8 protein-coding genes are annotated in these 11,077 nt (G+C 62.6%); 1 reads left to right on the top strand and 7 read right to left on the bottom strand.

Annotation, left to right across the window (positions count from 1 at the left end):
- Positions 1-317: 317 nt before the first annotated feature.
- The 3 genes from E8Q41_RS08625 to E8Q41_RS08615 form a co-directional block, all read right to left on the bottom strand.
- Positions 318-1,091: an SDR family oxidoreductase gene (locus tag E8Q41_RS08625; RefSeq protein ID WP_137155119.1), complete on the bottom strand. Its 774-nt coding sequence runs from the start codon at positions 1,089-1,091 to the stop codon at positions 318-320.
- The gene (gene denD, locus E8Q41_RS08620) at positions 1,088-2,068 is read right to left on the bottom strand and encodes a D-erythronate dehydrogenase (RefSeq protein WP_137155118.1); all 981 of its coding nucleotides are present in this window, start codon (positions 2,066-2,068) and stop codon (positions 1,088-1,090) included. Before denD ends, E8Q41_RS08625 begins: the two co-directional genes overlap by 4 nt.
- A 225-nt stretch (positions 2,069-2,293) precedes the next feature.
- The gene (locus E8Q41_RS08615; RefSeq protein ID WP_137155117.1) at positions 2,294-3,184 is read right to left on the bottom strand and encodes a DMT family transporter; all 891 of its coding nucleotides are present in this window, start codon (positions 3,182-3,184) and stop codon (positions 2,294-2,296) included.
- A 103-nt stretch (positions 3,185-3,287) separates the two neighbouring features.
- Here E8Q41_RS08615 and E8Q41_RS08610 point away from each other — a divergent pair, with 103 nt between their 5' ends.
- A complete protein-coding gene (locus tag E8Q41_RS08610) occupies positions 3,288-4,706 on the top strand; it encodes a PLP-dependent aminotransferase family protein (RefSeq protein ID WP_137155116.1) in 1,419 nt (472 codons plus the stop codon).
- Here the strand turns inward: E8Q41_RS08610 and E8Q41_RS25505 are convergent.
- The 4 genes from E8Q41_RS25505 to E8Q41_RS08595 form a co-directional block, all read right to left on the bottom strand.
- Positions 4,688-4,855 carry a hypothetical protein gene (locus tag E8Q41_RS25505; RefSeq protein ID WP_170976410.1) on the bottom strand — a complete coding sequence of 56 codons (168 nt, stop codon included), beginning with the start codon at positions 4,853-4,855 and terminating at the stop codon, positions 4,688-4,690. The two genes, E8Q41_RS08610 and E8Q41_RS25505, sit on opposite strands and share 19 nt — an antisense overlap.
- Before the next feature lie 157 nt (positions 4,856-5,012).
- On the bottom strand, positions 5,013-6,818 hold the full coding sequence (gene atzF, locus E8Q41_RS08605) for an allophanate hydrolase (RefSeq protein ID WP_137155131.1): 1,806 nt from the start codon (positions 6,816-6,818) through the stop codon (positions 5,013-5,015).
- Positions 6,818-10,420 carry an urea carboxylase gene (gene uca, locus E8Q41_RS08600; protein ID WP_137155115.1) on the bottom strand — a complete coding sequence of 1,201 codons (3,603 nt, stop codon included), beginning with the start codon at positions 10,418-10,420 and terminating at the stop codon, positions 6,818-6,820. The genes atzF and uca overlap by 1 nt, the downstream gene beginning before the upstream one ends.
- Entirely contained in the window at positions 10,420-11,073 is a 654-nt protein-coding gene (locus E8Q41_RS08595) for an urea amidolyase associated protein UAAP2 (RefSeq protein ID WP_137155114.1), read from the bottom strand. Before E8Q41_RS08595 ends, uca begins: the two co-directional genes overlap by 1 nt.
- Between the last annotated feature and the right edge of the window lie 4 nt (positions 11,074-11,077).

The raw sequence follows: 11,077 nt of genomic DNA, 5'->3' as shown, positions 1-11,077 counted from the left end.
CCCCCGTCGATGTCCCGGCTTATACAAACCGACCCACATACCGTCAATAACAAAATTCCAGGCAATCAGAGAAAAATGATAAGCTATTGTTTTATATGGTGTATTCCGAGCGCACCTCTAGAAGCGCTCATTTTTGGCGGTGCGACGCGTGAATTCAGGGGCTTTTCCGCGCTTCAGCCCTCTCCGATCAGCCTATCTTTTCAGGCGGCGGGTGGATGCCGCCCTGAAGTGTCGCGTGCGGCCTATAACACCGACCTCGGCTGCCCCCATGTTGACAGCTGGCAACGTGGTAACAGCGGCCTGGCAAGGCCCCTGCCCTATCCGCGTCCGACGAAAGGCATCTTGGTCGCCATCACCGTCATGGTCAGCACATTGGCCTCGAGCGGCAAGCCGGCCATATAGACGACGGCGTCCGCGACCAGGGACGCATCGATCGTCGGCTCGGCGGCCGTGTCGCCATTGGCCTGCAAGACGCCCTTGGCGATCGTGGTGGTCATTTCTGTCGAAGCGTTGCCGATGTCGATCTGGCCGCAGGCGATGTCGAATGCCCTGCCGTCGAGCGCCGTCGATTTGGTCAGACCTGAAATTGCATGTTTGGTGGCGGTATAGGGCGCGGAATGCGGCCTCGGGGTGGTCGCAGAAATCGACCCGTTATTGATGATCCGCCCTCCCCTCGGGGTCTGGGCCTTCATCAGCCGAAAAGCCTGCTGGGTGCAGAGAAAGGCGCCGGTCAGGTTTGCCGCGACCACAGCGTTCCAGGTTTCAAAACTCAGTTCTTCCATCGGCACCGCCGGCGCTCCGACACCGGCATTGTTGACCAGCAGATCGAGCCGGCCATATCTGGCTTCGGTCGCGATGAACAAATTGGCGACAGAACCGGGATCGCCGACATCGGCGATGACAGTCATGACATTCTGCCCGGTGGCTTCGATGAGTTCGGCCGCCGCTTTCTCAAGCACATCTCCCCGGCGACCTGTTATCACCAGGCTCCAGCCGGCCGCCGCCAATCCGCGAGCGATCGCCTTGCCCACGCCAGTGCCGCCGCCCGTGACCAACGCCACTCGCTGTTGCTTGCGCTCTGTCTCGGTCATGGCCTGCGCCCTCCTTTTTCCTCATCAAGATAAACACGAATGATGTCGTCGAAATTGGTCTCAGCCCGGAAGCCCAATTTCAAGGCGCGCTCCGCCGTGAAGCCTGTCGGCCACCCCGCCACGATCCGCGCGATGGTCGGATCCGGTTGTCGACGGATCAGCCCGACGGCCTTGTCTCCCGCGACGCGGCGCAGAGCCTCGATCTCTTCCGCCACCGTGGCCGACAGACCCGGCATAGTGAGGTTTCGTCTTGTCCCCACCATCTCCAGATCCAGACGAGCAGCATGGATGAAGAAACCGACCGCCGAGCGTGGGCTCGCGAACCAGTGGCGGACATCATCGTCTACGGGCAGGACAGCCTCCTCCCCGTTGAGCGGTTCACGGAGGATTCCCGAAAAGAAACCTGACGCCGCCTTGTTCGGCGCGCCGGGCCGGATGCAGATCGTCGGCAGACGTAAGCCGACGCCGTCGAAAATGCCACGACGGGAATAGTCCGACAGCAGCAGTTCCGCGATCGCCTTCTGCGTTCCGTAGCTCGTCAGAGGCGCCGTCAGGAAGTCATCGTCGATCACATCAAGGAAGGGCGCGCCGAACACCGCTGTCGATGAGGCGAAGATGAGACGCGGCCGATAGGGTTCCCCCTGCCCTTCCCGCCTGATCGCCTCGAACAGATTTCGAGTCCCATCGAGATTGACCGCATAACCCTTTTCGAAATCCGCCTCGGCCTCGCCCGAGACCACTGCGGCGAGATGAAAGATCACGTCCGGACGCGAGAGGATGAGCTGTTCGGATACGCCGGTGTCGGCGAGATTGGCCGTGACAAGGGTCGAGGGCACAGCCGGCAACGCCGTCGGCGCAATCACATCCACCAAAGTGAAATGAGAAATCTCGCGCCCCAAGGCTCCGGGATCGGCGACGAGCCTTTCGAGAAGTTTGCGGCCGATCATGCCGGCGGCGCCGATAATCATCACATGCATGCTATTCCTCCCGGGGACGGCGCCTCCACACGCCGAACCCTTTCTCGGAGCTAACACGCCTTGACGGGCATGGCAATTCAGGCGCTTCCAGCATCGCGCATCCCGAGATACTGATCCGCTGGCGACTTGATCCGTCTATTCAGTTGCCAGCTGTCAACTTCTCTGGAGTTTCAAGTCAACACGACAGGAGGCCACGTTTCCAAGCGCGCACCCAGTTGCCAGCTGTCAACCACGTTGAGACGGCGACGCCATTGGGCGGCTGAACCTTCGGGCGCCCACCACGCAGGCGATCACCGCCAGGGTGGCCGCCAGCATCGCCGGGCTCACAGTCTCACCCAGCAGCAGCCCGGCAAGCGCCAGTCCAAAGAAGGGTTGCAGCAATTGCAATTGTCCGACCGAAGCGACGCCGCCCAAGGCAAGCCCGCGATACCAGAAGATGAAGCCGATCAGCATGCTGAACAGCGACACATAGGCGAGGCCAAACAAGGCCTGACCGCTGACTGATGTCTTCTCACTCGGAAACAACAGGAGCGCTGCCAGCAACATGATCGGCAGAGAAAGAACCAGCGCCCAGGAAATCACCTGCCACCCACCCAGTCGCCGCGACAATTGTGCGCCCTCAGCGTAACCCAATCCGCAGACCAGGATCGCGCCGACCATCAGCGCATCGCCGCTGGCAAGCCGCGCATCGCTCTGCATCAACGCGAAGCCGGCGACGCAAGAACTGCCGAGCAGCGAAAATATCCAGAAAGCGGGGCGGGGCCGATCGCCGCCGCGTAATACGCCGAAGACCGCTGTCGCGAGAGGCAATAGGCCGATATAGACGATTGAGTGGGCCGAGGTGATGCTGCGGAGCGCAAGCGCCGTCAACAGCGGAAAGCCTAGGATCACTCCGCTGGAGATAACGGCCAGGGACACGAGGTCGCCCCGTACGGGACGCTTCTCACGAAAGATGAGCAGCAGACCCAGAGCAAGCACACCCGCAATCGCCGCCCGCGCCGCCGTGAGAAAAAGCGGATCAAAGTCGGCGACCGCCATGCGGGTGGCGGGCAGCGACCCGCTGAAGATGATCACCCCGATCAGACCGCTCACAAGTCCCGATGTTTCACGCGTCATAAGCCTCTCCTGTTTTCGGGTCTTATGGATGGACCTCGATGGCGAAGCCAGAAACAGTCTGATACAGTTCGGCCAAACTGTGATGGCGCAAGGACCAGTGCAGATGGATGAGGCTTCCCCCAAAGCGATGCCGCGCGCGGCCATGGCCGCCGACCTTATTCGCCAGCGCATCGCCAATCGCAGCCTCGCTGCCGGCGCAAAGCTGCCGTCGATCCGCAAACTCGCGGCCATGCTCGGCTTTTCGACATCCACGATCGTCGAGGCCTATGACCGACTTCTGGCGGAGGGGGCGATCACCTCGCGCCCCGGCGCGGGCTTCTTCGTCGCTCGTCACGTGGCGCCGTTTGAACTGGCCGCGGCTGAGCCGCGACTGGACCGCGCCATCGACCCATTCTGGGTGTCGCGGCAATCTCTCGAAAGCGGCGACGACGAGCCGAAGCCCGGCTGCGGCTGGCTTCCATCCAGCTGGTTGCCGGAAGAGGGTATGCGCAAGGCCTTGCGGCAGGCGTCGCGTGCGCCGGCTGCCGGCTTCATGGCTTACAGCTCGCCGCTCGGATTGCCGGCGCTCAGGACACTGTTGTCGCGCCGGATGGCGGAGAAGGGGGTGGAGGCTGGCCCCGACCAGATCATGCTGACCGAATCCGGCATCCAGGCGATCGATCTTCTCTGTCGTCTGCTGCTGTCTCCCGGCGATACCGTGATGGTGGACGATCCGTGCTACTTCAATTTCCAGGCTCTGTTGAGAGCGCATCGCGCCCGCATCGTCAGCGTGCCCTATACGCCGCATGGGCCCGATCTCGAGCTATTCGCCAGGATCGCAACAGAGAACCGCCCGCGAATCTATCTCACCAATTCCGCGCTTCACAATCCCACCGGCGCGGTCCTCTCTTCTGTGACGGCGCACCGGGTGCTGAAACAGGCGGAACTGCATGACCTCGTCATCATTGAGGACGATATTTTCGCGGATTTCGAGGAACGGGCAGCGCCGCGGCTCGCGGCGTTCGACGGGCTGGAGCGGGTCATCCAGATCGGCAGTTTCTCGAAAACGCTCTCGGCCTCGGCGCGGTGCGGCTATATCGCCGCCAAGCGGGATTGGATCGACACGCTGATCGATATCAAGATCGCCACCTCCTTCGGGGGAGGGCGGTTGTCGGCCGATCTCACTTATGCCGTCCTCAGCGACGGCGGCTATCGCAAGCACCTTGAGACGTTGCGCGCGCGGCTTTCGCAGGCGCGGCTGTCAACCACGACGAGGCTGCGCAAGCTCGGGATCTCGCCATGGATCGAACCGGACGCCGGCATGTTTTTATGGTGTCGACTGCCGGACGGGCTGGACGCGGCGGATGTGGCGCGTGCCGGGCTCAAACACAATCTTGTTCTCGCCCCCGGCAACGCCTTCAGTCATGCACAGACGGCAACGGGTTTCATGCGCTTCAACGTCGCGCAGATGAGCGATGATGTGGTGTTCGAGCGGCTCGAGCAGGCGATGTCACAGGCCGCGCGTCAGGGCGCAGGCAGCTGAGCCGGGGCTATGAAGGCGTAATAGGCCCAGACGACTACGAAAAACGCCGCCACACCCGCGCCGATCAACGCCTTTTTCTGCCATTCCGGGCGAGGGCCCTTCGGCGCGTCCGGTTTTTTCCGCGGTTGGAACTTGATCACATTGGTCACGGACAGCCTCGTCTCGTCTGACCGCCGGAGAGGGCGGCCTCATAGTCTTTGGTCTGGCGCGTTGCGTCGCCACACTCTCATCCTGTGTTTCCTAAACAAGCCCCGTCCGGCATGCAAGCGGGGACCCGGGCACCTGGCCCGGGTCCTGCTGTGCCACTTATTTCTTCAGAGAGGCGATATAGGCTCTCCAGCCGCCAAGATCGGTAACCTCGCGCGCGCCTTGAACAGCGAAGGGTTCGCAGAGAAAGCCCGAAACCTGGCTGCCGTCCTCCAGCGTGACCTTGCCGATGCCGAGCGGGGAGGGGATATTCGCCACGAAACGACCAAAAGCGTCATAAGGGATCGACCAGACCTCGACATCGAGCCCGGCGCCGGAAAAGCCGGGGTCACGGATGAGACCGGGCTTCGGCGGCGTGGTGTTCGGCAGGACATAGAGGCGGTAATCGCCTGCGGTCTTGCAGGCCTTGATCAGCCGCCCGCCAGGAACGGTCAATTCATGATTGAGCGGCATGCCGGTGAGATGCGCGCCGACCACGACGATCTGAGCCCAGTTCGAGGCCGGAGACGCGACTTTGCTCGCCTCAGGCAGCGCCGCCTGACGGTCCTTGCCCATGCCAACTCCGAGCGCGCGATGCATGGCGTCGGCGAACGGCGCGAGCGCGTCGTCGGAGAAGCCGGGGCCGAACAAAGTGACGCCCGCCGGCAGGTGACCCTTGGAGTCAAAGCCGGCGGGAATAGCGATCGCGGCATAGCCGAACAGATTGGCGAAATTGGTGTAACGGCCGAAATGGCTGTTCTTGACGATCGGATTGGCCTGCATGTCTTCCACCGTGTAGGTGGTCGGTGAGGTCGGCAGCATGAGAATGTCGAGCTTCTCCCATTCCGCCTTGGCTTTCTGGCCGAGGGCGCCGAGCTTGTAGAGGCCTTCGAAAGCGTCGACCGCGCTATAGGCCTTCGCGCCTTCGATGATCTTGCGGACGGTCGGATCGAAATCATCGGCGTTTGTGTCGAGGAAATCCTTGACCGCCGCCAGCCGCTCAGCCACCCAGGGACCATTGTAAAGCAGTTCCGCCGCCTGCCGGAATGGCGCGTAGTCGAAGGGCACGATCGTCGCGCCGAGGCTTCTCGCGCGCTCGATGGCGGCGTCGTACAAGGCTGCAACCTCGGAATTGCCGAAGAATTCGCGTTCGGCGCCGTCGAGAACGCCGATCCGAAGCCCTGAGAAGGGCAGGGCGGTCGGTTCAGCCTTTCGCGAGAACGGATCCTGCGCGTCATAGCCGTCCATGACCTTGCGAACGGACGTCGCGTCGCCGACAGTCGCAGCAAAGACGGTGACGACATCGACGCTGCGGCAAGCCGGCACCACGCCGACATTCGGCACGAGACCCGGCGTCGGCTTGACCCCCACCAGATTGTTGAAGGCGGCGGGAACGCGGCCCGATCCCGCCGTGTCGGTGCCGAGCGAAAAGCTCGCCAATCCCGAGGCGACGGCAACGGCCGAGCCCGAGGACGAGCCGCCGGAAACGTAAGCGCTGTCGAACACTGATCGCGGCGCGCCATAGGGCGAGCGCGTGCCGTTGAGGCCGGTGGCGAACTGGTCGAGATTGGTCTTGCCGATCACCAGAGCGCCGGCCTCCTTGAGCCGCGCCACGACGGTGGCGTCCTGCTCAGGCGTGTAGGCATAAGCGGGGCAGGCGGCTGTGGTTGGAAAGCCTGAAACGTCGATATTGTCCTTCACCGCAAAGGGAATGCCCCAGAGCGGCAGGCTGTTCGGCTCCGGCGCCCGCGCCAGAAGCGCTTTTGCCGCCGCGCGCAGGTCCTCCGGTGAAACAGGGGTGATGAAAACAGCGGGATCTTCCGACGCTTGCATGCGCAAAATCACCTCTTCGACCAGATCGAGAAGCGGCAGGCCGCTCGCATAAGCGGCTTTGAGCGATGCGATGTCGAGAATTTGCGGGAGCATCATTTGTCCTCCAGAACCACCAGCACATCGCCGGCCTTGACGTTTCGCCCAGGCCCGGCGCGCAATTCGCGCACGACGCCGGCGGCATGAGCAGTGATGTTGATTTCCATTTTCATCGATTCGATGATGGCGAGCGTATCGCCTGGCGCCACGCGCTGTCCCTCGTCGACGAGCACTTTCCAGACATTGCCGGGCACGGCGCTTTCAACGCCGAAACATCCCTCGGGAATATCGCCAGCCAGTCCAGCCGCCGCGCCTTCGTCGGAGACGAAGCTGTCGAGGCCCTGCTCCTTCCATCTCTGTCGTTCGGCTTCGAAGGCGGACTGCTGCCGGGCCTTGAAGGCGCCGATGCTGGCGGCATTCTCCGTGAGCATCTTCTCGTAGGCGGCGTAGGAGAATTCGCCCTCCTCGATCCGGATCGGATAGCCGCCATGCGGGAAGGCGGCGCGCGCTTCCGTCAGTTCGTCATGACTTACCGGGAAGAAGCGGATCTGATCGAAGAAATCGAGCAGCCAGGGCTTGTCTTTGCCGAAGACAGGCGTCTGGCGCCAGGTGTTCCAGACCTGGATCGTCCGGCCGAACAGCTGATAGCCGCCCGGTCCCTCCATGCCATAGATGCACATATAGGCGCCGCCGATGCCCACGGCATTCTCCGGCGTCCATGTGCGGGCCGGATTGTATTTGGTGGTGACCAGCCGGTGCCTGGGATCGACGGGTGTTGCGACCGGCGCGCCGAGATAGACATCGCCGAGACCGAGCACCAGATAAGAGGCGTCGAAGATCGTGTCCTTCACCGCCTGCTCGTCCACCAAACCATTGATTCGCCTGATGAACTCGATGTTCGACGGGCACCAGGGCGCGTTCGGCCGCACGAGTTCCTGATATTTCCGCATGGCCAGTTCGGCATCCGGATCGTTCCAGGACAAAGGCAGATAGACCGTGCGGCTCGGAACCTTCACCTCCGAGACCGGCGGCAGGCTTTGCTCAATCTCCGCCAATTGTCCCAAGAGACGCGACCGCGACAGAGTCAGACTGTCGTAATGGATCTGCAGCGAACGAATTCCCGGCGTCAGATCGATCAGTCCAGGCAGTTTCGCTGCCTTTACCGCCTCCATCAACAGATGGACGCGCAGCCGCAAGGCGATATCGAGCTGCATGGGGCCGTATTCGACCAAGAGATTGTCGTCGCCCTGACGGCGATAGACGACAGGGACAGGGCCAGAATTGAGGGTCGCGAGGATTGGGGAGCCTAGTGCGTTGCGCGAGGAAGCACCCCCCTCTGCCCTGCCGACCATCTCTCCCTCAAGGGGGGAGATGTCCGGTAGGACAGAGGGGGGTATCGCGGATGCTGATCCCACATCCCCCTCCCGCGCCACCGGATGAAAGCGGATCGTGTCGCCCGGCTTGAACTGACCCATCTTCCATTGCTCGTCGCGCGCAATCACCGCCGGGCAGACGAAGCCGCCGAGGCTCGGACCGTCGGGACCGAGAATGATCGGCATGTCGCCGGTGAAGTCGATCGCGCCGATCGCATAAGCGTTGTCGTGCAGGTTGGAGGGATGCAGCCCGGCTTCGCCGCCATCGGCGCGCGCCCATTTGGGCGCGGGGCCAATCAGGCGGACGCCGGTGCGGGCGGAGTTGAAATGCACCTCGTAATCCGTCGAAAACAGCGTTTCGATGTCCTCATCGAGAAAGAAGTCCGGCGCGCCATGCGGCCCATAGAGTACGCCCACGCTCCAGTTACGGGTGAGATCAGCAGGCTCGCTCGCGGGCTTGACGCCGGATTGGGAAGCCCGCGCCAGCCGCAGCACATGGCCGGCGCGAAGCGTGCCGGTGGCGTTGCCGCCGAATTGACCCAGCCCGAAGGTCGCGCGGGATCCGAGAACGACAGGCGCATCAAAACCGCCCGCGACCGCCAGATAGGCGCGCTGACCCGTTCCCTTGATCGCGCCGACAGCCAGCGTCTGGCCTGCGCGCGCCATGATCGCGCTGTTGTGTGCAACAGGCTCTCCGTCGAGAGTCATCGGCATATCCGCGCCGGCAAGCGCAAAGACGACATCGGCGCAGAATTTCAGCACAGGACCCGACACCGTCAGTTCCAGCGCCGCCGTCTCATCGGCATTGCCGACAAGACGGTTGGCGTGGCGGAAGGAGCGTTCATCCATTGGCCCGCTCGGGGGAACGCCGACATGCCAGAGACCGAGACGACCGGGAAGCTCCTGGAGGCTCGATTGCGCGCCCGGCGCCACGACCTCGATGACATCGGGCGTGAACTCGAAATCCTTGAGCGCGGTGGTCGCGACATCGCCTGATTTGAACAGATCCGAGGCGGCGATCGCCTTGAGATACTCAAGATTGGTCTCGATGCCGGAGATGGCCGACTGCGAAAGCGCATTTTCGAGGGCGCGGATCGCCAGCTCCCGCGTTTCAGCTGACACGATCACCTTGGCGAGCATGGGATCGTAGAAAGGCGTCACCTCCGTGCCGGTTTCCACCCATCCATCGACCCTGACGCCTTCGGGAAACACCACGTCCGTCAGTAAGCCGGCGCTCGGACGAAAGCCCGCATGCGGCATTTCCGCATAGACGCGCGCCTCGATGGCGGCGCCTTTCGGCGTAAGCAATTCTTTACCCGTCAGCACATCCTCTCCGGCGGCCTGACGGATCATCCATTCGACCAGATCGACGCCGAACACGGCTTCGGTGACAGGATGTTCGACCTGAAGCCGGGTGTTCACTTCGAGAAAATAGAATTCTTCGCGTGCGGGATCATAGATGAACTCGACAGTTCCCGCCGACGTGTATCTGGCGGATTTACCAAGCGCGACCGCCGCAGCATGCAGGCGCTCACGCACGGCAGCGCTCAGCCCAGGCGCGGGCGTCTCCTCGATCACCTTTTGATTCCGGCGCTGCAGCGAGCAATCGCGTTCGCCGAGCGCGATGACGCGTCCCGCGCCATCGCCAAAGATCTGCACCTCGACATGCCGGGCTTTGGAGACAAAACGTTCGAGATAGACGCGGGCGTCGCCAAAACTCGCTTTCGCGGTGCGCTGCACGCTGTCGAAAGAGGCTTTCAGGCTTTCCGCGTCGTGGCAGAGCTGCATGCCGATGCCGCCGCCGCCGGCGGTGGATTTCAGCATGACCGGATAGCCGATCTCGAGAGCCGCGCTCAGCGCTTCCTCGCCGGTTTCGATGAGCCCGGTGCCCGGCAGCAGCGGCACGCCGCTGTCCCGCGCCAACTCGCGAGCTGTGTGCTTCAATCCAAAGGCGGCGATATTATCCGGCGTCGGACCGATAAAGGCGATGCCTTCCGCCTTCAAACGTTCGGCAAAGCCGATATTCTCGGACAAGAACCCGTAGCCGGGATGAACGGCCTCGGCGCCGGTCTGCTTGCAGGCCGTGACGACCGCATCGACATTCAGATAGCTCTCAGAGGCGGGCGCAGGACCGAGCCGCACGGCTTCATCCGCCATCAGCACTGCTTTCGAGAAGCGGTCCGCGTCGGAATAGACGGCGACGGAGGCGATGCCCATGCGCTTCAGCGTCCGGATGATGCGGACGGCGATTTCGCCGCGATTGGCGATCAGGACTTTCTTGAACATCAGCCGGCCTCGCCATCCCAGACCAGCACGCGGATCGGCGTGGGATCAAACCCGTTGCAGGGATTGTTGATCTGCGGGCAATTGGAGATCACCAGCAGTACATCCATCTCGGCCTGCATCTCGACATAATCGCCGGGCGAGGAAATGCCGTCGACGATGGTCATCTCGCCGCTTGGGGAAATCGGCACATTCATGAAGAAATTGATGTTGGGCGGCACATCGCGCTTGCCCATGCCGTATTTCGCCACTTCGAGCACGAAATTGTCGCGGCAAGCATGCAGATATTTGGCGCCGTGACCAAACCGCACCGTGTTGCTCTCGCAGGAGCAGGCGCCGGCCGAGGTGTCGTGACGCCCGCAGCTGTCCGCCGTCATGGTCAGCATCACCTTACCTTCATTGGAGATGATCCTGGTGCCGGTGGTCACGTAGGCCGCGCCCTGTTCCCGCATCGTATCCTGGTTCGAATAACGCTCGGAATAATCTGCCGCATTGTAAAACAGCGTGTCGATGGCCTGCTGACCGAAGCTGTCCTCGATGCGCAAAATCTGACCCTTGCGAACCACCGTGGAAAACGGCGCTTCGGCGGGGATGTAATGATCCTGCACGGCGGTTTCGGGCGTGCGGGCAGGGGAGGTGGCGACAAACTTGCTCATATCA

This window comes from Rhizobium sp. FKL33 (genome assembly GCF_005222915.1).
GTDB lineage: Bacteria > Pseudomonadota > Alphaproteobacteria > Rhizobiales > Rhizobiaceae > Rhizobium_E.
The sequence above is the reverse complement of the archived record's forward strand: the minus strand, read 5'-3'. Positions and strand labels throughout refer to the sequence as shown.